The organism is Candidatus Nitrospira allomarina (assembly GCF_032050975.1).
Lineage (GTDB): Bacteria > Nitrospirota > Nitrospiria > Nitrospirales > UBA8639 > Nitrospira_E > Nitrospira_E allomarina.
In genome coordinates this window covers 2,171,753-2,194,288 of sequence record NZ_CP116967.1, presented here as the reverse complement: position 1 = coordinate 2,194,288, position 22,536 = coordinate 2,171,753, and the positions used below count along the sequence as shown (strand labels likewise).

At 50.6% G+C, this 22,536-nt stretch carries 22 protein-coding genes; 13 read left to right on the top strand and 9 right to left on the bottom strand.

All coding sequences use genetic code 11. The features are described 5' to 3' along the window. Positions 1–149 precede the first annotated feature (149 nt). Positions 150–1,538: an NfeD family protein gene (locus tag PP769_RS09675; RefSeq protein WP_312646925.1), complete on the top strand. Its 1,389-nt coding sequence runs from the start codon at positions 150–152 to the stop codon at positions 1,536–1,538. 165 nt (positions 1,539–1,703) lie between these two features. On the opposite strand, the gene PP769_RS09670 is transcribed toward PP769_RS09675, so the two are convergent. Further along, positions 1,704–3,140, bottom strand: coding sequence for an alginate O-acetyltransferase AlgX-related protein (locus PP769_RS09670; RefSeq protein WP_312646924.1), 1,437 nt, complete (start codon positions 3,138–3,140; stop codon positions 1,704–1,706). A gap of 363 nt (positions 3,141–3,503) precedes the next feature. On the opposite strand from PP769_RS09670, the gene floA reads away from it, so the two are divergent. Further along, on the top strand, positions 3,504–4,478 hold the full coding sequence (gene floA / locus PP769_RS09665) for a flotillin-like protein FloA (protein WP_312646923.1): 975 nt from the start codon (positions 3,504–3,506) through the stop codon (positions 4,476–4,478). 650 nt (positions 4,479–5,128) lie between these two features. Next, positions 5,129–5,881, top strand: coding sequence for a DUF72 domain-containing protein (locus tag PP769_RS09660; RefSeq protein ID WP_312646922.1), 753 nt, complete (start codon positions 5,129–5,131; stop codon positions 5,879–5,881). A gap of 2,220 nt (positions 5,882–8,101) precedes the next feature. On the opposite strand, the gene PP769_RS09655 is transcribed toward PP769_RS09660, so the two are convergent. Next, positions 8,102–8,668 carry a cold shock domain-containing protein gene (locus PP769_RS09655; protein WP_312646921.1) on the bottom strand — a complete coding sequence of 189 codons (567 nt, stop codon included), beginning with the start codon at positions 8,666–8,668 and terminating at the stop codon, positions 8,102–8,104. Positions 8,669–8,781: 113 nt separating this feature from the next. Then, a complete protein-coding gene (locus PP769_RS09650) occupies positions 8,782–9,699 on the bottom strand; it encodes an ATP adenylyltransferase family protein (RefSeq protein WP_312646920.1) in 918 nt (305 codons plus the stop codon). Between the two features lie 542 nt (positions 9,700–10,241). Here PP769_RS09650 and PP769_RS09645 point away from each other — a divergent pair. Then, positions 10,242–10,661 (top strand): CBS domain-containing protein, encoded by a 420-nt coding sequence (locus PP769_RS09645; RefSeq protein ID WP_312646918.1) that lies wholly within the window; start codon positions 10,242–10,244, stop codon positions 10,659–10,661. Positions 10,662–10,902: 241 nt separating this feature from the next. Here the strand turns inward: PP769_RS09645 and PP769_RS09640 are convergent, their stop codons facing one another. Continuing rightward, positions 10,903–11,445 (bottom strand): acyloxyacyl hydrolase, encoded by a 543-nt coding sequence (locus PP769_RS09640; RefSeq protein ID WP_312646916.1) that lies wholly within the window; start codon positions 11,443–11,445, stop codon positions 10,903–10,905. Positions 11,446–11,788: 343 nt separating this feature from the next. On the opposite strand from PP769_RS09640, the gene PP769_RS09635 reads away from it, so the two are divergent. The 4 genes from PP769_RS09635 (at position 11,789) to pfp (ending at position 15,079) form a co-directional block, all read left to right on the top strand. Further along, on the top strand, positions 11,789–12,148 hold the full coding sequence (locus PP769_RS09635; protein WP_312646915.1) for a response regulator: 360 nt from the start codon (positions 11,789–11,791) through the stop codon (positions 12,146–12,148). A 42-nt stretch (positions 12,149–12,190) separates the two neighbouring features. After that, positions 12,191–12,472, top strand: a complete 282-nt coding sequence (locus PP769_RS09630; protein ID WP_312646914.1) for a YgaP family membrane protein — start codon at positions 12,191–12,193, stop codon at positions 12,470–12,472. A gap of 371 nt (positions 12,473–12,843) precedes the next feature. Next, positions 12,844–13,761 (top strand): universal stress protein, encoded by a 918-nt coding sequence (locus tag PP769_RS09625; protein ID WP_312646912.1) that lies wholly within the window; start codon positions 12,844–12,846, stop codon positions 13,759–13,761. Between the two features lie 61 nt (positions 13,762–13,822). Then, entirely contained in the window at positions 13,823–15,079 is a 1,257-nt protein-coding gene (gene pfp, locus PP769_RS09620; protein ID WP_312646911.1) for a diphosphate--fructose-6-phosphate 1-phosphotransferase, read from the top strand. Positions 15,080–15,262: 183 nt separating this feature from the next. Here pfp and PP769_RS09615 read toward each other — a convergent pair whose 3' ends face one another. From PP769_RS09615 to PP769_RS09595, 5 genes are all read right to left on the bottom strand, one after another. Continuing rightward, complete coding sequence (locus PP769_RS09615; protein WP_312646910.1) at positions 15,263–15,616, bottom strand: hypothetical protein; 354 nt, start codon at positions 15,614–15,616, stop codon at positions 15,263–15,265. 80 nt (positions 15,617–15,696) lie between these two features. Continuing rightward, on the bottom strand, positions 15,697–16,341 hold the full coding sequence (locus tag PP769_RS09610) for a CBS domain-containing protein (protein WP_312646909.1): 645 nt from the start codon (positions 16,339–16,341) through the stop codon (positions 15,697–15,699). Between the two features lie 111 nt (positions 16,342–16,452). Next, a complete protein-coding gene (locus tag PP769_RS09605; RefSeq protein WP_312646908.1) occupies positions 16,453–17,139 on the bottom strand; it encodes a pentapeptide repeat-containing protein in 687 nt (228 codons plus the stop codon). Positions 17,140–17,176: 37 nt separating this feature from the next. Next, on the bottom strand, positions 17,177–17,704 hold the full coding sequence (locus PP769_RS09600; protein WP_312646907.1) for a pentapeptide repeat-containing protein: 528 nt from the start codon (positions 17,702–17,704) through the stop codon (positions 17,177–17,179). Between the two features lie 174 nt (positions 17,705–17,878). Then, positions 17,879–18,787 carry a universal stress protein gene (locus PP769_RS09595; protein WP_312646906.1) on the bottom strand — a complete coding sequence of 303 codons (909 nt, stop codon included), beginning with the start codon at positions 18,785–18,787 and terminating at the stop codon, positions 17,879–17,881. A gap of 485 nt (positions 18,788–19,272) precedes the next feature. Here PP769_RS09595 and atpD point away from each other — a divergent pair, with 485 nt between their 5' ends. The 5 genes from atpD to PP769_RS09570 all read left to right on the top strand — a co-directional run bounded on the left by atpD (position 19,273) and on the right by PP769_RS09570 (position 22,521). After that, the gene (gene atpD, locus PP769_RS09590) at positions 19,273–20,685 is read left to right on the top strand and encodes a F0F1 ATP synthase subunit beta (protein WP_312646905.1); all 1,413 of its coding nucleotides are present in this window, start codon (positions 19,273–19,275) and stop codon (positions 20,683–20,685) included. A gap of 102 nt (positions 20,686–20,787) precedes the next feature. Beyond that, positions 20,788–21,192, top strand: a complete 405-nt coding sequence (locus tag PP769_RS09585; protein ID WP_312646903.1) for a F0F1 ATP synthase subunit epsilon — start codon at positions 20,788–20,790, stop codon at positions 21,190–21,192. Further along, positions 21,185–21,523, top strand: a complete 339-nt coding sequence (locus PP769_RS09580; protein ID WP_312646900.1) for an AtpZ/AtpI family protein — start codon at positions 21,185–21,187, stop codon at positions 21,521–21,523. The genes PP769_RS09585 and PP769_RS09580 overlap by 8 nt, the downstream gene beginning before the upstream one ends. Beyond that, on the top strand, positions 21,516–21,830 hold the full coding sequence (locus tag PP769_RS09575; protein ID WP_312646898.1) for an N-ATPase subunit AtpR: 315 nt from the start codon (positions 21,516–21,518) through the stop codon (positions 21,828–21,830). Before PP769_RS09580 ends, PP769_RS09575 begins: the two co-directional genes overlap by 8 nt. After that, entirely contained in the window at positions 21,820–22,521 is a 702-nt protein-coding gene (locus PP769_RS09570; RefSeq protein WP_312646896.1) for a F0F1 ATP synthase subunit A, read from the top strand. The genes PP769_RS09575 and PP769_RS09570 overlap by 11 nt, the downstream gene beginning before the upstream one ends. Positions 22,522–22,536 lie beyond the last annotated feature (15 nt).

The following is a 22,536-nucleotide window of genomic DNA, read 5'->3' as shown; positions in this document are numbered from 1 at the left end:
CTTCCACATTGGATTTTAATGATTCGAGACGGTCAGAGATGTCTAATGAGTCAAAATCAGCATATTCCCGCGACTCAAGCACCCCCATAAGCATGCCATCGCTTGAGTCCGGTCAAACAAGGTAGGATAAAATAAGAGGATTCTAAAAAATGCTGGCACAAATCCGATTCCACCATGTGCTTTCCACCCTGGTCATTTATGTGTCTGTCTTCATGGTGTTTGGTGTAAGCCTCGCCGTCACCCCGAAGCCTATCGTATTTGTGGCTCCCATTGAGGGTGTCATCGATTTAGGCCTCGCGCCATTTGTGCAGCGGGTATTAGACGAAGCCACCGCCGCCGGAGCCGAAGCCGTCATATTAGAGATTAATACCTTTGGCGGCCGGGTTGATGCTGCGGTGCTGATTCGTGATGCACTCCTGAACTCCAAAGTTCTCACCGTCGCGTTTATCAATAAGCGAGCCATCTCCGCCGGTGCGCTTATTAGCCTGGCCTCCGAAAAAATTGCGATGGCAGACGGCGGCACTATCGGTGCCGCAACGCCGGTGCAGATCGGACTCCCGGGGTCACCGGCCCAACCGGTTGAAGAAAAAACCGTCTCGTATATGCGCAAAGAGTTCCGGGCAACCGCTGAGCAACGGAATCGTCCACCGCTCATCGCCGAAGCGATGGTTGATGCGGATGTGGAAGTTCCCGACCTAATTGAAAAAAATAAATTGTTGACCCTCACCACCAAAGAAGCGTTACAGGCCAACATCGCAGACTTCCAAGCCAATTCTCTGGAGGCTGTGCTAGAATCTGTGAACCTCGCTGATGCTGACATCCGCTACGCATCAGAAACTTGGGCTGAGTCCCTGGTGCGGTTCCTCACACATCCCGTGGTCAGCTCCCTATTGATGACCGTTGGGATTTTGGGAATTATGCTGGAAATGCGGATGCCCGGCTTCGGGGTACCCGGCGGCCTTGGGCTCATCAGCCTTGCCCTCTTTTTTTGGGGACATGGGATTGTCCAATTAGCAGGATTGGAAGAATTTCTACTTGTCGGACTTGGTCTGATTTTGGTTGGGCTGGAAATTTTCGTCATCCCCGGCTTTGGCATTGCCGGAATTTTAGGAATCATGGCACTCATGGGAGGACTAGGACTCAGTCTCATCGGGACCGGGGCGACATGGGACTTCATGTTGTCCGCATTGGGGCAAGTTGCCTTTTCAATTCTAGTGGCCATCCTCGCCACCCTCCTTCTTTTACGCTATTTTCCACGACTTCCATTTGGAAGGCGCCTCATACTGGAGACCAATCTTCAGGCTCAAGAGGGCTACGAATCGAGCCCGGCGGAAGATCATCGTTGGCTGGGGAAACAGGGTGTAGCCGTCTCGGATCTTCGCCCTTCCGGCATTGCCCGTTTTGATAGAGAACGAGTGGATGTGGTATCCGACGGGACCTTTATTGATGCCGGGCAACCTCTTGAAGTCGTGCGCATCGATGGCAATCGGGTGGTGGTTCGACTCGCACAACCCCAATCAGAAAAGGACACGGTCTAATCGAACGAGAAGCCTTGGCATTCATGAAATTTCCATGAACTCGGGGCTATCTATGACCCTGCACACGCGTGACTTCTCCTTTCGTACCGCCCGTGACCGTTTCAAGTCTATTTAAGCCTACTTTTTCCTCGATCTTTCTATTCCCAAGAAAAGCCTTCATGGTTCTCATTTTCCAGCTTCCTGCTGAAATATTTGTCGATATATGATCTCTGCAGCTACGGCATGGCCTTTTTTGTTCCAATGATCATCGTCTCTTAAATATAAGAGTTCCTTGTCTCCATAGGTCGAGAGAAATGGGAGCAGATTGAGCGTTCTGAATCCCTTCTGCTCAGACAGCGTAGCGATGTAATCGATAAAATGAGGATTGTCGGATATTGGGGGAAAATTTTCATAATAACGCCCGTGAAGCCTTACAGCCGTCGGAGCAATGACCACAATGACCTTGAAAGAATATTCTTTTCCCAGCTGGGCCATTTCTTCAAACACTTTATCCAAACCTGGTCTGTTGTTGTGATTTAAAACATAAGAGGATGGCTTCCCTGCCCTATCGATATATTCTGGAATAAACAAACGCGGTCCAAGGGTAGTAGAATGATAAAGAGGATACCAGGATTGTATTCCGTCAATGACATTCGGATTCGACCCATTTTTTTGCAAACTTGGAAAGCGAAAAACAATGTCTTTATTTCGTATTTTCGTGATCATCGCTTGCTCTTTAATGAGGAACGGAATTTGATACAAACTTTGAAGGACGGTTCCCTCCATCAATTGCTTCATATTATTGGGATTGTTGGGTTGAGCCCAACCTTTATCTCTTGTGCTATCTTCAAGATCGTTTCCCTCGTAGATCATCCAAAGCAGCGTGCGTATTTTCATTGCTTTTCCCGAGGTTCTTATCATGTATTTTAGTAGTTCGAGTTCTTGCTTTGGGGAGGAATCAAGTATTCCTAGATTGTAAATCGGCCGATGTATGGCATCTTCGAGAATTCCAACCCATGAGCGTCCGGAATCAATGGCCCATCCGAAGGTAAAGGAATCTCCAAGTGTAAAAATGTCAGCTTGGTCCAATGGTATGGTATTGCGAAATCCGTGCTGGTCGATGATACAAGAAAATTGTTGGAGTTCGAATACAGATTTGGCAAGAGTCGGCGATTGCATCAATTCGGGACTATACATAAGTCCATAATGTTCCCCACTGACCGAAATATTGGCTTTATGCAATCGGAAATTGCGTTCCGTGGGATAGTAAAGAGGAGGATACAACTCCGGCCAGGTCATCGCAGAATCAAATCGTCTCGATTCCTCCAGACGAGGTTTTCCGACGGACTGAGACTTGAGGTGGATAGCATATATGATGTCCAAAATGAAGAGGCTACCCAATGACACACACACTACTATCGAGAGGTTTACAAGCTGCTTTGAGGAGACTAGGCCGCGAATCATGATTGTTCGAATTACAATGAAGCACACGCCAACAGCAAATGGAAGGGAGAGGCCTATCAGGCCCAGCCCTATGCCCTTCCCGCCTATAGACTGGCCTAAGAACATGATCAGCGCTAAATATAACCACAACAACCCAAGACTGGCAGTCGCGAAAATCATGGCATTGCAATCTCTTTTGTTCATAGGTTCCCTTTCAGGGATAAGGCTTTTTCATAATGGTCAAAAAGGGTTTGGGTCCTGGACCAAAATGGAGATGTCCCTATGGTAACTCCACCTGATGCCTGTTGTTTTTCATTTAATTGGAACCGCATACGAGTCTAAGGGGATCTGAGGAAGAAGGGCAAAAAACTACGCCAAAACCTTGACCATTGTTGTTATACTTTATACTGGTTCTCTGTCAAGGCTGCTTTGAAGTCTCATCCATGAAGTCCTGGAAAATTCACCAATCGAAAATCATTCTGTGAACGTTTCCCCTGTTTCCTTCTTTGACAATTTTTCACAATCAGAAAAGGACCCCGCATAATGGACATTGAAACACAGGCATTCGGTTCACTCGGACTTCTTGTCTTGGTTCTGGTGCTCATGTTTGGATTTCTCTACGTCATACCTATCCCACTGTGGATTGCCGCGTGGGCCTCGAACGCCTATGTTGGTCTTTTTACCCTCATTGGCATGCGATTACGCAGGGTTCCCCCGGTCACCGTGATCAATGCCAGAATCAGCGGAGTCAAGGCCGGACTCGATATTCCCGTGAACGACCTGGAAGCCCACTTTCTGGCCGGAGGAAATGTGGTCAAAGTCGTCAACGCCATGATCTCAGCCGACAAGGCCAATATCCCCATGACCTTTAAACGCGCCGCCGCCATAGATCTGGCCGGACGTGACGTCTTAGAAGCCGTCAAAATGTCGGTCATTCCCAAAGTCATCGAAACTCCCCGTATCACCGCAGTCGCCAAAGATGGCATCCAGCTGATTGCCGTCTCACGAGTCACCGTTCGAGCCAATATTGACCGGTTGGTCGGCGGAGCCGGTGAAGAAACCGTTATTGCGCGAGTGGGGGAAGGCATGGTGAGCACCATTGGCTCATCCGCCACACATAAGGACGTGCTGGAAAACCCCGACCATATTTCCAAAAATATATTGGGAAGAGGCCTGGACGCCGGAACAGCTTTTGAAATTCTGTCGATCGATATTGCCGATGTCGATGTGGGAGAAAATATCGGCGCAAAGCTGCAAATCGACCAGGCCAATGCGGACAAGCAAATTGCTCAAGCCAAAGCGGAAGAACGGCGGGCGATGGCGGTCGCATTGGAACAGGAAATGCGCGCCCGTGTCGTCGAGGCGGAGGCGGAGGTTCCCAAGGCCATGTCTGAAGCCTTTCGTCAGGGAAATTTAGGGATCATGGATTATTATCGGATGAAAAATGTGCAAGCCGATACGGCTATGCGAGGAGCCATTGCCGGCACGGAAGAGGAATCGCCGGGACCTTCAAAATAATGAGGTAATGATGAGCCTGGAAGCATTTATATCTTTCACCATTTTTCTTTTTCTGTCGTTGATCGCCCTTGCCATTCGATGGCTGAACGAACGAATACGGAGAGACATCGCCCTCAGAGACCTAAAGGATCTCTTTCTTTCAGACGGTGACTCCGCAAACCAGCGTGCCCCTGAAACACCCGACATCACGAACATTTCTCCGTCCGCACAAAAACCGCCCATACAGCCATTCAGACCCACGACCCCTCCGAAACGCCGGACCGCCAGCCGGCTTCGTTTACGCAATAAGGCAGATCTTCGACAGGGGATTATCATCATGACGGTTCTTGGACCTTGTAGGGCCCTGGAACACCCCGGTGACTAGACCATGTGAGTTGAAAAAGGCCACCATCGGCCTTCTCTGTCTTCGCCGGAGCGGCTTCACCGAATGAGCTACGAAGACTGAAAGCGGCTATGGCCTTGCTTCGGCATGACTCCGGGCAGGACTGGACGACCATTTTTCAACACTTCGTCATTTTTCCGGCATGTTTTTTTGTATACTCGCAAGGTCCTACCCATAACCCCCAGCCGCACTTTGTGGAAGGGATAAGAATCCTTTTCAATTTGAACAGATGCCTATGACTTGTCATTCCAGCATGACCTGAATACCCATGAAGAAGATCGGCAGAATCCATATCGGGACTTCAGGCTGGCATTATCCACACTGTGTGGGCCCCTTTTATCCGTCAGGTATGGCCAGTGAAGCGTTTCTCCGGTTTTATGCCCGCCACTTCAGCACTGTTGAAATCAACAACACGTTTTATCGGCTTCCTCTCACTCACACAGTGGCAGAGTGGAAAACCGAAACACCCAGGAACTTCTTGTTCACGTGTAAAGGCAGCCGGTTCATCACCCACATGAAAAAACTTAAAGATCCAGAACAGACCCTCCACCATTTTTTTGAAACGGTCAACCCCCTGAGCAACAAACTGGGACCGATCCTGTTTCAGTTGCCGCCGCGTTGGAGGATGAACGCGCTCAGGCTGGAAGAATTCTTGGAGGCCCTACCAAAAACTTCCCGGTATGCTTTCGAATTCCGTGACCATAGCTGGTTTGCGCAACCCGTCTACGACCTGCTCACCAAATATCATGCTGCCTTTTGCCTGTATCATCTAGCCGGCCGGTGGGCACCGGAAATCGTCACCACGGATTTTGTATATATCCGGTTTCATGGCCCCGGCGAAGCCTATCACGGAAAGTATCGTTCCCGAACCCTTCGCCTTTGGGCCAACAAATGTCACACGTGGGCGCAATCAGGCAAGAATGTCTACTGCTATTTCGACAATGACCAGAACGGGTATGCCCCGATCAATGCACTTTCCCTTCAAACAAGGGTGCAGAAATTAAAAAAGGAGTCCCGTTAAGGAAATAGAATCGGGCATGGGAACCCTCCTTGCGAAAATCCGTCCCGGAGGCCACCTCACTAAAAAATTATCATGCTTCATCAAATTCCCCGCAACCGTGGCAATCAGAAGGGTTTTACGAGCATTCCCGAATTAGGCCACACGAGCTCCAGAGCGCAGCGAACGACCGATCCGAATTTCATGCGCGTTGATGTGGTGACATGGATTAGGTTATTTATTTCTGACGTAGTGACTCGACAAAAAGCCTCCCGATGCCACAGATGAACAACTGTTCGTCACCCAGTTTTTAAAAGAATACCGATCCAATGCTTTATGACCACACAATCCTGTCAGCAGTCTCCCTGATGAACCGGAATGGAAACAGCTGGCCCATCGTCATAGACAAAAATTTGTCTCGTCGGCATTGTGGCCTTGAAAGACATCTTGAAATTTCTTTCGTTGAAGCTTGATCCGGAAAAAACCTCATACCCTGAAAATCCCCATCAGCAACCCGGAGCCATCTGTCAGATGATTGCTCTCCTGACCTCGCATTCCTCTCCCAAGCAACTTGAAAGTTTTCCTCAACTATTCATAAACACGACCCCATCAAGTCGGATTTCTATGGGGCCTGACTCTGAGACTGTCACTGTCAGCACGCCGTAAACCCACATGGGGTGGGACTTTCTCATTCAAATTGTGGTAAAAATTTCACTTGCCTATCATAAGATCAGTTGATAGGTGGTTGAGAACATTGGGCGAAGGCAATGGAGGGCCTTTGAGGAATATGAAAACCTCAAAGGCCATTTTTTTAACTTCATCAAAGGAGGAACTCGACGATTTTATCCAAACGTTATCCACGTATGAACCGGAGATTGTTTTCACAACACATCCATTTCCCGGAACGAGGGCTACAAGACAAAGAAGAACAATTCTCCATCGCAGGAAGGAAGTGAAAAGGGTTAAGGAATGGTCTCGGCATAGCTCTAACATTTACACAGACGGAGGACCCAAATGAGGCACATTTCACCAAATAAGAACATTTTTGGAATAGCGCTGGTACTTGGAGGTCTGACGATAGTTTATCTAACCGGGGGAGTATCTGAGGCCCAGAAGATCCCCTTTTTCGATCGGAATGTTGTTCTTTTGGATTGCGTCGAGAGTGCAACAAATACTTTTGTGGTTGATAATATGTCATCGACCGTCGACGTGGACATCAATAGAGGGTTGGATTGTGCAGCAGCTGTGCAAAAGTTATTGGTCAAAGGATATGTGCTGGGTCCCGGAACCGGAGGTGTGACTTCCGGTGAGGCGGCCTCGCTTGATCACTTCTTGATGATATTTTTCCTAAACCCCAATAATTTGCTCGAACGAAGGATCGACACTCAGACTGTAAATCCCTCACGAGATTGTGTTATTGGACAGATCTCACCGGGTTGTCCCACGAATATTCAAAGACCAGAAACACGAAATCCGACAGTGAATAGGCAGGAGCCACTCAGCCCAATACTACAGAGTCCTCGAAGCCCGATTTTACAGAAACGTACCCCTTAAAAGCCCCCGGCAGATAAACATCAAAGCCCGTCGCCTTCACACGGCCTCGGGCTTTGGTGCGATCCGGCTAGCTGATGACTGCCTCGTCCCCTGAGCAGATAGTTCTCTGTCCTGGCGGCGGAAAACCCTCAATGGAGCCCCTATGTGAGTGGCTCTGTCAATAAAGACGTTGATGGTTGGGATAAACTGACTTCTTTGCGAAGATTAAGGAGAACTTGAGGTTGCAACTCGGGTATTGAGGTTACAAACAAACGGCCCTGTGTGGTCCATTCCTGTACGCATTGAGGCATATAGAACAGGACACCTCCAGACCCCATGTTCGAGATTATCCGGAGAGCCCACCCACTTTCTTCAAAAAGAAACCCTTGTCTTCCTCCTAGATACAATCATGGCACTCGAAGGTAGAATCTGGGGCTGGTACTGAAAGGGCCTAGCCAGGTTGGACAAGATCGAACACCAGCACTCGCTGAAAAAGGGTTCGGCTACATAGATTGCCTGAACAGCAGCAGTCATACTTTCGTCCGCCTTGGCTTTCCAAGCCCGAATCGTATTCTTTGCCAAATTCAATGCGAAAAGATCCGCACACTCTTTTCCAATAAACAGGGATTTCCTGCTCCTGCCAAATACCAAGCTTTCCCTCAAAAGGAGGAAAATTCTTCCGGAATCCCTGAGTTTATTGGTCAAGCCACTTCAGGAGAAGGCAGCTTTATCGACGGCTCCCGGGACACTGGGAAGTGGATTAACCGTGGTTGCCTGTGGCCCCTTCTCCCCGTCTTCCACATTGAAGGAAACCTCCACCCCATCCTCAAGTTCCTCGAATTTCATTCCGTGTACCGCATTTTTGTGAAAGTAGACCTCGCCTCCTCCGTCCTGGAGAAGAAAACCATATCCTTCCTTGGGAAACAATTTAGAGATCACTCCGCGTAACGGAATAGGAGGGACACGTATTTCTTTGGAGGCCCGTTTGTCCCGAAACTTCTTCACTTCGATTGCCATGGCAAAGAATGCTGCACGGATCGCCTCTTCGAACGTCTTTTCCTCTTTTCTCGCCGTCAGGGTATGACGGCCAGGCATCGTGACAACCACCAGGGCTTCGGCCACATTTTGAGATTTTTTGTGATGGGCGTTTTTTGTGAGCGTCACCCGCCCGTGGATCAGGTCCTCATGGCCGGCCTGGAGATCGGCCATCCGACTTTCAATCTCCGTTTTCCACCGTGGGGTCATTGTCACATTTCGACTGTCAATTTGAAGATCCATAGTGTTTTCTTCCCTCTCGATTTGAGCATTAGAGACCACAGACACTCGCAACACCACAAACTAGGCTTCAGTATACTCATGGAAGTGCAAGAGGGAAACATGGAAAAATCCCCCTAGCATAAGGCCACGTGACGAAGTGCGGTCATTGGTCCACAGCTTTTCAATCGATCAAGCTGCGTTTGATTCTTCACCAACAAGGCTCCGGCAAACCCCAGGGCATTCACGGAAATGCCTTCAAAACACTCGGTGGACCGAGGAACCACTAACATCCACTGTCGTGTGACCAGTAAATTATAAGGACCAGGGCTTCTAATTTCCTCTCCCGTTCCACTGTCCGCCAAGCCGAGAATCTGCAACATACGCAGATATTGATTCAGCAACTCTGGTGCCCCTTTCAAGGGAGAGGCAATCCATTCCGGGTTCATCCGGACCAAAACATGGGAAAAAGGAAGACCGGGAGCTCTCCCAATCGTCCCCCCGAATCGGGCTCTATCCAAAAGGGGTTCAATAGGAAGATGAGACATTTCAGCCGTCAGGGGAAGAGGAACCATTTGCAAATGCTTATGTCGTTGACTCGCGCCACCAGCTTCCCCAGCATTATAAAAGGCCAATCCTTCGAATTCGATCAAACACAATAACAGGGCTTCGATATCACTCAGTGTGAGGAAGGATTCCTGTTTCTGAAACGATCGCGTCACCATGAGGATGTGATGATCCAGAACATTAAATTTATTCAATAAACACACATGGGTATCGGAAATGTCCGCCACAAACAAATCGGGATCGTAAGGCAGAAAGGGGTCCTGATCCATATTACCAGACTTGGAAGTATGCGGTTGATCGACGCTTGCCTGAGCCTTCCTGACCAGATTGGAGACCACTCGAATGAGAAAATTGACCCCAGCTTGTTCCACCAACTCGAAACGGGTGGGAATCCTATGAATCGCGCCTCGGTGCAGGGCGTGAACGGTTCTAGTTTGTACTTTGGCCTTCAAGGTTCCTGGTTCGAATTGCTGAATGATAACAGACATGTTTATTCCCCCGGCATAGGAGGGAGCTTTCCCTATAAAATGGGATATCTCACTCACATGGACATCTTTTATGCAAATGCAGTCTCACGTTTCTCAAGGGGTGCCGGTTTTTTATCAAACCATCACCATTCTGTCAGATCCCGTTAAACCTTTAAAACACCAAAGGCAGCTTTCAAATCAACCAGTCAGGAATCATGGTTACCGGCCTACTGAATGCCCTTACAGACTTAGCCCGTGCCGGGTGAGCCCTGATTTGTTTACAGGCCTTTCCCCTGAATTTCTACCTATCCCTTTGTCATAGCAAAAAACCTCTTGGCATATGACCTCAGGCCTCGCCATTTTGTATAGTCATCCCTCGCGTCCGATCTATTCAAAAAAAAGCAGAGAGAAGATGGTGACATCCGAGAATAGCGAGAAGAATCCGGAAATCGTACGGCTCTATGTTTTGCTAGAACCACTGTGCGAGATTTAGTATACACGTCCACATGGTCCTCTACAGGATCGTCCCATAGGGAATTTCTATTCATCTACTAGGAGGTTTCATGGCTACACCGAATCTTCACATTAAGGCCCGTGATCTTATGCAAACACGTATGGTCGCGGTGACTCGTCAGTATAGTGCTCGTGACCTCTCGATCCTCATCCATTCCGGCACGTTTAGCGGAGTACCTGTCATTGAACCGGGCAATCATCTGGTAGGAATGGTCACCGAATTTGATGTGTTGAAAGCCCTGGTCGATGGGAAAGATTTGCACGGGCTAAAGGCCGAAGACGTCATGACCATGAACCCGGTGACGGTTGAAGAAACCGCAACAGCGGAGGAAATTGTCCAACGCATGATCAAGCATCAGATTATCCGGATTCCCGTCGTACGTGATGGCAAGCTTCTGGGTATGGTCTCCCGCACAGACCTCTTGAATCACCTGATTGATAACCATTTGATTAATGTCTATGGAGGTTAGCAGCCGGGGGAGTCAATTTTTCAAGCATCGAGGAGGATGTAGCCTCCTCGAAAGTCGGTCAGGTTGAAGGCTGTTTCGGTCCCAAGAAGGCAGGGCCTTTCCGACCACTAATCCACCTGTCTCCTTCCACTTCTGGAAAAAGTCAAGACAAAAAGGACGTCCTTGCATGGGGAAAGGGACCAGACTCGTTCCCTTTATCCATGCTTGCTAAAAGAGCCATATGCGAAGACCATATACTTCTTCAGAAAGCGTAACTCAGTTCAAGCATGTGCAAGTCTACACCACGACTCTTTCCATAAATTGTCGCATCAGACATGTGATGGAATCGCCAGCCCACAATCATGTTTTTGGGGAGCTGAACACCCACACCAACGTGTGCAATGAATTGAAACGGACCACCGATATCTTGGCGGCCAAACTTCCACTTGCTGATGAGCGCACCTCCGACTCCGCCATCAATAATCAACCACCATCTTGGAATTTTTAAAGCTAAACCCGGCGTGAGCGTGGTGATAAAACCGAGATCCCCGGCTCCCCTCAACGCACCCGCAGAACCCCAAACTTGCGAACGCACCTCCCACCCGGACGCACCCTCCCACCTCCAGGGAAGCCCCAGAATGCCAATGACGTCAAATTGTTCAAAATCTTCCTTTTCGCCAGGCTGCAAACCGGCATCTTTAAAGTTCATGCCACCTCTTACCCCCAAGGTAACCAATTCAATGTCTTTGGCCCATCCGGTTCCTGAACATCCCAAGAAGCAAAGAAACACTAATAACGCCCTCATGAACTTATGACTCCTTTTGAAAAATATGATGACACGTTTGTGACAGCCCATCAGACCAACATACTTCCCTACCCCACCATGATTCTCATTTTAGTCATCAATTGATTTGATTGGGTATGCCAGATATTTAAAATGAAATACCCCAAAAAGTGAGACTCTAAACCTGGTGAAACTGAGGACAAGCGCAACACCTCACCGAAGCTGAAATGAGGATTTTTGCGCCACTTTTCCATGTTGGAAGTTTTTCTTTCCTAAAAAATCAAAGTCATCTCCTCCTGGGATTTTGGCACAGGTTTTGATGGTTCCAGATTGTACAATATTTCCATAACGGATATCTCTTCTTATGTTACTCATTGCCACCATCGACCCCATCTTACGAAAAAACTTACAGCGGACTTTAATGGAAAAGGGCGACCCTTTTCTTTTGCTGGATGAGGGGGAAAATATTATTGAATCCGTACTATGTCATGACCCTTCCCTGGTCGTGGTGGATTTATATTTGACCCAGCCGAGCGGTCTGGAAATTTTACGTCAACTCCGCGAAAAGGGATTCTCAGGAAAGGTGGTGGTATTGGGAGGGCAATCTAACCAAAGCCTCGCTCCCGAAGCCAGTCAACTGGGTGCCATTCAAATTATCGGACGTCCTTTCAACGCCAACCAGGTACTGGGCGCAGTACGAGTCGCCAGTGGCGACTTAGACTAAGTGACCGACTAAATTAGCTTTCCCCATCCCAAGAGGTGTGATATGAAAAAGTATCGTAACATCGGACACCATGAACGAGTGATTCGCGTCGGGGTAGGGTTTCTCCTCCTTGCCTTATCAGGATTTTCCTTCTTGCCGGGGTGGGGGGATCTCATCCTTATGAGTGTCGGACTTATCGCCTTGTTGACCGGTGTAATCGCATACTGTCCGGCGTGGCAAGCGTTGGGAATTAATACGTGCCCACTCCAAACACCTGAGCATCCGCGTTCACACTCTAATCCAACAGTTCATGAACAGGCGGATCCCTCATCCCACAGATCGTAAAGAAGCGTAATTTCAACTTGCAAATCAAACTCCCCGGCAAGAACAACACCAGGATAATGATGAACTCTGATATGTTCTGCGCAGAGACTCATGGGTCCACGATGCGAAATTCAACGACAACTGTCGGTAGTTTATTTGGACCGGTCAGGATCATCAATCATAGACGAACGCTGGTGGGTTCTCCCCACGCATGATCTTAAAACGCGGTTGGGGCTCGAATGCCATAGGTTCCCTAGATGGAAGGCCAACTGGTATCACCACTCATGAAAGCCCAACCTTAACCATGCCAGGATACTCCAACAGATTCTTCTACCAGATTACACAGAGCCTCATGCCGCAAACTGGTGGGGTTTCACTAAAATTGAGGACATATGAAGACACCAGCCCCACCATTGAAACCCAAAACTATTTTGATTCCTTTGGATGGTTCGTCCCACACGGAAGAGGCCGTTCGAAGCGTCCAGGCCTTATCTCCTCCTGAACGCGTCCTGCTGCTCCACACCATTTCCCTCCCTCAACTCGCCTATCCAGGAACAGGGATGAGTGTGGGTCATAATTTTTCCGAGGCCGCAGAAACGGCGTTGCGGGAAGAAGGCGCTCGAATCCTCGAAAAGGCCGCTTCCCTTTTGCCACCGGAATGCGGGAAGGTCTTTCCCCACCTTGAAAACGGGATTCCCGCTTCGATCATTCTATCGATGGCGGAACATGAATCGGTGGACCTCATCATTATGGGGTCGCGCGGGTTAGGCACCATTCAAGAACATCTCATCGGAAGCGTCTCGCACCGGATCGCAACCCACGCATCTTGCCACATACTTCTCGTCAAGGCTCCCGTTGTCCCGTTCAACAACATCCTTCTTCTCATCGAACATCCCCTTGATGCCGAATGGGCCATTGAGTTTTTATCCCAGAAGCCTTTTCGAGGCACTCCACATATTACCGTACTGCATGTCATCCCCTTTGCCCAGCCTATTCTCCCGATTGCCGCACTCCTACCTGACTCCTGGAAGAAGGAACTCCAGGATGGAGGAGCCCGTTTAACGAAAGACGTCGCGGACAAACTCTCAAGCCTGGGATATTCCGTAGAGAGTATAGTCGAACCCGGGGCTCCTTTCTCAGTCATTCAAAGACAGATCTCACGTCTTCAACCCCAATTAGTCCTCATGGGTACTCCCGGTCGTAAACCGCTTCAACGACTGGCACAGGGAAGTGTGTCTCATGCGACCATTCACCACTCGCCCTGTTCGGTGCTCTTGATTCGTGAACCGACTTCACATGCTCAGGCTTGATTACTCGAACGGGCTCTCCCTATGATGATCTGCTATAATCTTTAGGTCGAGAAACGACACCATGGATTCCCCATCCCCAAAATTCGCCATTCTAGTCGGGGGCGGACCTGCTCCCGGCATTAATAGTGTCATTGAGGCCGCCACGATTCGAAGCCGTCTTTGTGGGGTGGAGGTGCTTGGGATTGAAGATGGATTCCAATGGTTGATGAAAAGCGACCTTTCCCATACTCAAGCTCTCACCCGCGAAACGGTCAGCCACTTGCACTTCCGTGGTGGCTCCTTATTGGGCACATCTCGAGCCAATCCGACCAAGCGCCCTCAAGATTTATCAACCACGTTGAGCTCCCTGCAAAAATTGGATGTAACCGGCCTTATCACCATTGGCGGGGATGATACGGCCTTTTCCGCATTAAAACTGGCAGAACAGGCCAATGGGCAATTGCACGTTGTTCACGTTCCCAAAACGATTGATAACGATTTATGCCTTCCCCATGGCATGCCGACCTTTGGTTTTCAAACGGCCCGGCACATGGGAGTCGAACTGGTCAAAAATCTCATGATTGACGCCCATACCACATCCCGATGGTATTTTGTGGTCACCATGGGGCGAAAGGCCGGACACCTGGCCCTAGGCATCGGTAAAGCGGCAGGGGCGACCCTCACCCTGATTCCTGAGGAATTCAAGGGGACCACACTCAAGCTTGGTCACTTAACCAACATTCTGGTGGGTGCCATGGCTAAACGTCTGGTCCAAGGCCGCTCGGATGGCGTGGCGGTGCTGGCTGAAGGACTGTCGGAGTTTTTGGATCAGGACGACCTCGCACTCTTAGGCGGAGTTGAACGAGATGAACATGGCAATATCCGGCTGGCGGAACTGGATATCGGAAAAGTCTTGAAGGAAACCGTCACTCAAAAGCTGAAACACTCTGGCATCAAGATCACCATTGTGTCTAAAAATATCGGCTATGAACTTCGCTGCGCCGATCCTATTCCGTTCGACATGGAATACACACGGGACTTGGGGTATTGCGCCGCCCAATTTCTTCTGGATGGAGGAAATGGCGCCATGGTGTCTATCGTAAACGGACGCTTTACCCCCCTGCCGTTTAGCGACATCGTGGACTCCGCCACCGGCCGCACCCGGGTGCGCATGGTCGACGTTGATTCGGAATCCTATAAGATTGCCCGTGCCTATATGGCCCGATTGGAACCGGAAGATTTGGCAAACATGGAGACCGTTGCGCAGTATGCGGAAACCCTAAATATGACCCCCGACCAATTCCGTAGCACATTTGACGGGGTCGCCAATCCCTCCTGAACATTCACGATATGTTCTTCCCGCTGACTCTTTTCGAAATGGCCATTCTCTCGCTAAAGGCCAGAAACTCGCACCCGTGCAAATCCTTGCATAGACCATGAATTGGCCATAGGAGACTGAACGCTTAGACAAAAAAAGGAGGAAGGTGGCAAGCCTTGGCAAAGAAAAAACAAGGACCTGTTGTTATTGATGCGTTTCGTGTTTATAGAGGGATTCCGACACATCCATCGAAAATCCACCTTCATCCGTGAGCACCAACCCTCCATCCTGATCCAGACTAAATCCCATCGAATCCAAGAGAGCCGTCACCGGCAATTGATACACAATAAGGGTCCCTGAGACAATCGACATGACCTTTGTGCGTAGATCGGACTTCTTTTGCATGTTTCCGCTAAACATATCTTTGACAAACGTATACCCTTTCACCTTGACGATCCCGGCTTCATAGATCAGCACCTCTCCCACAAAAAACCGGGGCGTATCTTTTTCAAATAGTCGGCGATGGACGATTAACAGTTTCTCTCCTTGGTTAAGCATGCCTCTTCTCCTTTAACTCGGCAAAAGGATACGGAAGGAATTGCCCGCTCCCTCAACATTGGGCCGAGAATCTCTTTCGCTTATACCCATTGGTCAAAGTCAGGATGGGCGACCAGGGCACGCAGAATATCACTTCTGGTAATCATGCCCACTAAGCCGACGGATTCAGACACAATCGGCAATGCGCCAATGTGTTCCTCCAACAACACTCTCGCCAGTGCGCAAAGCTCGGCCTCCGGGGATGCGACTAACACCGGGCGACTGACCAGACCTTGGATAGAACCCCCGGCTGGTGTATGAGACTCCACTGTCCCTGGAAGAACCGACTCTATGGTTCCACGGAACAGATCCCGATCGGACAACATCCCGACTACGACGCCCTCTGCGCCGAGAATAGGAATGTGTCGAAAACGCCTGGAATGAACAACAGACCAGGCTTGGGCAAGTGAGGACGTCACAGGAAGCGTGACGACAGGGGAGGACATGATGTCCCTGGCAAGAATCTTTGCTCGAGAAGATTGCGTGAGCGAGTCAACCTGTTCATACAAACGGGCCGGCAAGGAAGATGGGCCGGCATTCTTCTGGGAAACCGAGGGAGGATCTTCCTGTCCAACCTTCACCTGGCGGGATGGAGAGGCCTTGGAAATTTTCTCGACATTTCTCTGCCGGAACGAACCCGGCACATAGGGAATCCGCATGCCTCCCGGCTCAAATAGGGTGAACATTCCGACACTCCGTGTGTGGTGGCATGGATTCACACTCTATACTTGTGAATGAGATTTTGCGCATGTTCGTTGAACCCCCTTCAGGGTTTTGTGAGGTCCAAATTTTCGTGCTCAGCGCAGGCATGGAGATGGTCCCAGCAATCCTTCCGGCAACCGGGTTCGTGCATCGACACAAGCCTGATTCAGTTGTGCCTGGTTTAATCCTTGGGCATACCGGATGGCCACACCCTCCAAACGCGTGCCCTGAAAAGAGGCGTTTTCGAGATTCGCCCCCCGAAGATCAGCCCCGTAAAACCTCGCCCCATCCAATTTTGCCTCTTGCAGATTGGTACGGAACAGCACGGCAAATTCCAGATTGCTCTCCGAAAGATCTGCTTCAACCAGGTTCGCCCACGAGACATCGGCGCCTTCCAGATTTGCCCTTTGCAAATTCGCCTTCGCGAGATAGGCTTCATCCAGTGTCGCCCGTAAGAGATTGCTACTCGCTAAATTCGCCTCAAGCAAGTCGGCATTTTGAAAACTTGCCCCGGCGCAATTGGCTCCTTCGAGATTGGCCTGAAACAGGACGGCTCTGTCCAAATTCGCTTCGCGGAGATTGGCCTGCGTTAGCACAGCCTCATTCAGATTGGCTAATCCCAAATCCGCCCCGGACAAATCGGCCGAGCGAATATCGGCTTCTTGTAAGTTGCTTCGGTTTAGATCCGCATCCAAAAGTTTGACATTGGCGAGTAAGGCTCGCTGAAAATTTGTTTCTCGACTATCGGCTCGAATAAGAGACGCCTCTGCCAAATTGGCCATTTCGAAATCCGCTCTGACCAGATAGGCCTCTTCCAAATCAGCGCCCCGTAAAACACCCAGGCGGAAACGGGACTCTGCGAGATTCGCTTCTCGCTTCTCGCAAATCGGCTCCTGTGAAATTGGCTTGGGTCAAATCGGCTTTTCGAAAATCCGCCAACCGGGCCCTCGCACCTGAGACTTTGGCTCCACGCATATCAACCGAGTAGAACGAGGCTTCTGTGAGATTGGCTTTTTGAAAGTTCACATGGACTAACTTGGCCGTGGTGAATACGGCACGCGTCAGGTTGGCCCCTTGAAAATTGGCCCCGCTTAAATCTTCTTCCCGAAAGTCGACCCCGGCCAGATCGGCCCCGCATAAATCAGCCTGCACGCCTTTCGGGTCTTGATGATCGGCGAGCCATCGGGCATGTGCGGCAAACATCCGGGTCAGCGTCTCTCCCGGAACCTGTTTTCCGAGGAATGCCCCACGACAGTCCAAGGAGGTGTCTGTGGGGCCACCGGCCACATCCAGATGCTCCCCATAGGCTCCGGTGGCCATCAGCAATCCGATGAATACGAATCCCATCTGCCATCCAATCCACCACCCTCTTGGTTTCACCGGGCCGGGATGCGAATAACCTGTCTTGCTTATGTTCAACAATATCCCTCCTTTCTTCCGTTTATGTCGTGTAAGGTCGGAGCTTCATCGGATGGGCAACTATGAAGGCAGACAAAGCATTCGGCCTTCATGCGATTATGGTTAATGCCGGACGACCAGCACAGACGAAGGCGCATAGGCGCTCACCCATTCCGAGACACTTCCCATAGTAAACCGTTCAACACCCGTGAGACCCTTGGATCCCATGACCACCAACTGAGCGTGACAGGCTGGAACCGTCTCGACGATTTTCTCCCGTGGATTCCCCTGAAGACGTTCTCCCACCACTTGAAAACCTTCCTTGAGAAACAATTCTCGATATTGCTCAAGGTATTCCTGAGCATGCTTCCGAAGAGGAGCCACCAGGGTCTTCAGCCGTGATTTCGGGAGTATCTTTTTGGACGCATCCGTCAAGATATCGGGCACAACCGACACCAGATGAAGGGTCACCTCTTCGGGAGACAGCCATTCTTTCACCTTATTTGCCGCGAACTTGGATGGCTTGGACCCATCCAAGGCAAGTAGGACGGAAGCCGGCACGTCGAGGGGACTCTTGACCGTCAGGACGGAGCAAGGACAATGGGTCAGAATCGTTCTTGAAATACTTCCAAGCAAATATCCCGGGAGATCGTTCATTCCGCGTGATCCCACAACCACCAAATCAGGGAGGCTTCGCTCGGCATAGGTAATAATTGAATCAGCCACATGCCCTTTCACCAAGGCCGTCTTAATCGCCGCGAAGGGTTTCGTGGTGGCCTGGCTTAATGCCAAATCGATTCGGTGGGCACACCCCGTCAAGACCTTCTGACCCGCTGCCTCTAGTTTCCTAGAAATATCTTTGGTACCTGACTCATGTTTTTTGGGTCGCTTTCCCCCACCACCTCTCAAGATCCGTGGATCAACCGCATGCAACAGCACCAACTCTTTTACCGAATGGCGAAATAGCTTGCCTATACATTCCAGGGCCCAGAGAGAAAACTCCGAGCCATCAACCGCACACAGGATTTTCATCGTCTGATCTCCTCAATCTTGGTCACAGGATATTTCACACCAGACCAGTTTTCATGTCGGTACATTCTGGTACTCGCAGGAATCCTGCCAAGTTGAGTATTTTTCAACAAAAATTTTTGTGTCCAGAATTTTGAATTTTCATGAAAGGAAAAATAGAGGGCCCGTTCACTTCATCCCCCATGCCCTTTTTTGGGACTATTTCCCTTTATCTTACTGTAGCCTTTTTCCACTTTTTCCCGAAAACAATTGTACAAGTCTCACTCAGAACTGTCTCTCAGGGAAGGAACATGATCTGGCATTTTCTTTGCTGAGTTCGCTTATGAAGATGATGATCATCAGTACTTTTCTGACTGGTTGTTAGCGTTGCCGGAACCCGTACTCCAAAATTTTAGGACGGCTGATATGGTGGTTTGGACGCTAAAGTGGCACGCGTCAGAATTCAAACGTCCTGAATCAAAGCCATTCACCATCCCAAGAATCTTTTCATGGCTCCTAACCTCAACCACTCGAATCTCGGCCAGGTCGTCTCCGTGCGGGGCAGCGTGGTGGATATCCGGTTCGAGAACCATTTACCGCCTATCTACTCGTTATTGCGCACAGGACAGGAGAGTCAAATCGCCATTGAGGTGTTGGCCCAACTCGACACACATCGCGTGCGCGGAATTGCGCTGACGCCTACACAAGGCCTCGCCCGCGGCATGGTCGTTGAAGACACCGGCGGACCGCTGATGGCTCCCGTCGGAAAAGGCATTCTCGCCCGCATGTTCGACGTGTTTGGAAATTCCATCGACCGTGAGCCGGAACCAACCGAGATTCAATATCGCTCCGTTCATCGAGCCCCGCCATCGTTGGCCCGGCGCTCCACCAAATCCGAGATTTTCGAGACGGGGATCAAGATTATTGATGTACTGTTGCCCCTGGAGCGCGGAGGCAAGGCTGGTCTATTTGGTGGAGCAGGGGTAGGCAAAACCGTTTTACTCACCGAGATGATTCACAATATGATCGGGCACCACCAGGGTGTCAGCATTTTTTGCGGGATAGGCGAACGCTGCCGTGAAGGAGAAGAATTGTACCGCGAAATGAAGGAGGCCGGTGTGCTGCCGAACATGGGGATGGTGTTCGGTCAGATGAACGAACCACCTGGCAGCCGGTTCCGTGTAGGCCACGCGGCACTGACCATGGCTGAGTATTTCCGGGACGACGAGCATCGTGATGTCCTGCTGCTGATCGATAATATTTTTCGGTTCATCCAGGCCGGCTCGGAGGTTTCAGGGTTGATGGGACAGATGCCATCACGTCTGGGCTACCAACCAACGATGGGGACCGAATTGTCCCGGTTGGAGGAACGCATCGCCAACACCGATTCCGGGGCTATCACGTCCATTCAAGCCGTGTATGTGCCTGCAGACGATTTCACCGATCCGGCCGCGGTGCACACCTTCTCGCATCTTTCCGCATCCATCGTGCTTTCCCGCAAACGAGCCAGTGAGGGGCTCTATCCGGCCATCGATCCCTTGCAGTCGAATTCAAAGATGGCCACGCCGGGCACGATCGATGAACGGCATTACCGCATCGCGCAGGAAGTCAGGCGGACACTCGCACAATATGCAGAACTCAAGGACATCATCGCCATGCTTGGCTTGGAACAACTCTCCATGACAGACCGCAAGGTGGTTGCTCGCGCCAGACGGCTGGAGCGGTTTCTCACCCAGCCGTTTTTCACGACAGAACAGTTTTCAGGCCTCAAAGGACAGCTCGTCAGCCGCAAGGACGCCCTGGACGGTTGTGAACGCATCCTGCGGGACGAGTTTAAGGATTACCCGGAACATGCTCTGTACATGATTGGCAAGATTGAGGATGCGCAGGACCAAGCGAGATCAGATAAACCTCCCGTTTAAGACAAAGGTGAATCGGACACCCCACCAACGGAAACCCGACACCGCATGGAAAGTCCGAACGATAGACAAAGCCATCGTTGATATCGCAACCGGAGGTCAGACATGCCGCCGAACTTCATGACTCTGAACATTCTTCTGCCGTTCAGGATTTTCACCCAGCAGAAATCGGTGATGCGAATCATCGCAGAAACCCGGGAAGGCTCATTCGGTCTTTTGCCGCTACGGCTTGATTGCGTGGCCGCACTCGAGCCGGGGATTCTAACCTATGAAACCGACACGGAAAAAGAAATATACGTCGCCCTTGATGAAGGGGTACTGGTCAAAAGCGGTCTGGACGTGATGATCTCCGTGCGCAACGCCATAGCCGGAACCGACCTCCACCAATTGCGCGAGGCTGTGGAACGTGAATTCCTCATTCTGGACGAACACGAGCAGAGCCTTCGCTCGGTGATGGCCAAGTTGGAAAGTAGCTTTGTACGCCGCTACGCGGATTTTCGCCATGACTGAGGACCCGGAAGAGAAGCCTCTCGGGGAAGAGACGCCCTTAGCCCGACAGATCGGTACGAAAGCCGCGCGCAAACTCAAGGCGCAACGTCACACAACGCGGACCATCTGGTTTGGGTTGGGCATGATGGGGTTGATCGGCTGGTCGGTCGCCATTCCGACACTACTTGGGGCGATACTCGGTCTCTGGCTGGACAAACACCATCCCGCACCACATTCATGGACGCTCACACTGCTCTTCATCGGCCTGATCATCGGCTGTGTCAATGCGTGGCATTGGGTGACCAGGGAAGACCGGGAGATACGAGCGGAACAGGAGAATCACGATGAGTGAAATCTTGAATCTCGGGCCCTCACTGTTCACAGGAATGTTACTTGGAGCGATGTTTTTCGGAGGTCTGTGGTGGACGGTTCGGAAAGGCCTGACCTCCACGCGGCCGGTTCTATGGTTCTCCGTCAGCCTGCTCCTTCGAACGAGCGTGACCCTGGCCGGTTTCTATCTGATCTCAGACGGCCATTGGGAGAGGCTGCTAATATGCCTGGTTGGATTTACCGTGGCGCGTTCGATCGTGACGCGGCTCACACGCTCAGACGAAAAGGCAACCCCCCCCCTGGCACAGGAGGGCGGCCGTGCACCTTAGTCCGGACGACATCATATTCTGGCAATACGGGTTCATCAAGCTGAATGCCACGATTTTGGTCACATGGGGATTGATGCTCCTGTTGGCTATTGGATCAACAGTCATTACGCGCCGCCTGGCCACCGGACTGACACGCTCTCGCTGGCAAAATCTCCTGGAAATTGTCGTCACCGCCATCCAGAACCAAATTGAAGAAGTCGGCCTGCCTCATCCGCACAGGTATCTGAGTTTTCTGGGAACGATCTTTCTGTTCATCGCGTTAGCCAGTCTCTGCACCATCATTCCCGGTTACGAACCCCCCACAGGCTCCCTCTCAACCACGGTGGCCCTCGCCCTGTGTGTGTTTGTGGCTGTGCCGCTGTTCGGCATTGAGGAGCAAGGAGTCGGCAACTATTTCAAATCCTACCTGAAGCCAACCGTCATTATGCTCCCGTTTAACATTATCAGCGAGTTTTCCCGCACGCTGGCTCTGGCCGTCCGCTTATTCGGCAACATGATGAGCGGGGCCATGATTCTCGCCATTCTCCTGACCATCACACCCTTCATCTTCCCGATCGTCATGAGTCTGCTCGGTCTGCTCACCGGGATGGTGCAGGCCTATATCTTCAGTATCCTGGCCACGGTCTATATTGCGGCCGCGACACGAACCCGACAGCATGAACTTCCACCTGATTCTGGAGCACCGGATTGACACACCACTCACAAC

Bases quoted from the DNA above. Each gene is read 5' to 3' on its own strand.
- PP769_RS09635 (WP_312646915.1), top strand. From the start codon at position 11,789: ATGTTACTCATTGCCACCATCGACCCCATCTTACGAAAAAACTTACAG.
- PP769_RS09580 (WP_312646900.1), top strand. From the start codon at position 21,185: ATGACTGAGGACCCGGAAGAGAAGCCTCTCGGGGAAGAGACGCCCTTA.
- PP769_RS09670 (WP_312646924.1), bottom strand. From the start codon at position 3,140: ATGATTTTCGCGACTGCCAGTCTTGGGTTGTTGTGGTTATATTTAGCG.
- PP769_RS09625 (WP_312646912.1), top strand. From the start codon at position 12,844: ATGAAGACACCAGCCCCACCATTGAAACCCAAAACTATTTTGATTCCT.
- PP769_RS09585 (WP_312646903.1), top strand. From the start codon at position 20,788: ATGCCGCCGAACTTCATGACTCTGAACATTCTTCTGCCGTTCAGGATT.
- PP769_RS09675 (WP_312646925.1), top strand. From the start codon at position 150: ATGCTGGCACAAATCCGATTCCACCATGTGCTTTCCACCCTGGTCATT.
- atpD (WP_312646905.1), top strand. From the start codon at position 19,273: ATGGCTCCTAACCTCAACCACTCGAATCTCGGCCAGGTCGTCTCCGTG.
- PP769_RS09640 (WP_312646916.1), bottom strand. From the start codon at position 11,445: ATGAGGGCGTTATTAGTGTTTCTTTGCTTCTTGGGATGTTCAGGAACC.
- PP769_RS09660 (WP_312646922.1), top strand. From the start codon at position 5,129: ATGAAGAAGATCGGCAGAATCCATATCGGGACTTCAGGCTGGCATTAT.
- PP769_RS09650 (WP_312646920.1), bottom strand. From the start codon at position 9,699: ATGTCTGTTATCATTCAGCAATTCGAACCAGGAACCTTGAAGGCCAAA.
- pfp (WP_312646911.1), top strand. From the start codon at position 13,823: ATGGATTCCCCATCCCCAAAATTCGCCATTCTAGTCGGGGGCGGACCT.
- PP769_RS09630 (WP_312646914.1), top strand. From the start codon at position 12,191: ATGAAAAAGTATCGTAACATCGGACACCATGAACGAGTGATTCGCGTC.
- floA (WP_312646923.1), top strand. From the start codon at position 3,504: ATGGACATTGAAACACAGGCATTCGGTTCACTCGGACTTCTTGTCTTG.
- PP769_RS09595 (WP_312646906.1), bottom strand. From the start codon at position 18,787: ATGAAAATCCTGTGTGCGGTTGATGGCTCGGAGTTTTCTCTCTGGGCC.
- PP769_RS09645 (WP_312646918.1), top strand. From the start codon at position 10,242: ATGGCTACACCGAATCTTCACATTAAGGCCCGTGATCTTATGCAAACA.
- PP769_RS09610 (WP_312646909.1), bottom strand. From the start codon at position 16,341: ATGTTCACCCTATTTGAGCCGGGAGGCATGCGGATTCCCTATGTGCCG.
- PP769_RS09605 (WP_312646908.1), bottom strand. From the start codon at position 17,139: ATGGCCAATTTGGCAGAGGCGTCTCTTATTCGAGCCGATAGTCGAGAA.
- PP769_RS09655 (WP_312646921.1), bottom strand. From the start codon at position 8,668: ATGGATCTTCAAATTGACAGTCGAAATGTGACAATGACCCCACGGTGG.
- PP769_RS09575 (WP_312646898.1), top strand. From the start codon at position 21,516: ATGAGTGAAATCTTGAATCTCGGGCCCTCACTGTTCACAGGAATGTTA.
- PP769_RS09600 (WP_312646907.1), bottom strand. From the start codon at position 17,704: ATGGGATTCGTATTCATCGGATTGCTGATGGCCACCGGAGCCTATGGG.
- PP769_RS09615 (WP_312646910.1), bottom strand. From the start codon at position 15,616: ATGCTTAACCAAGGAGAGAAACTGTTAATCGTCCATCGCCGACTATTT.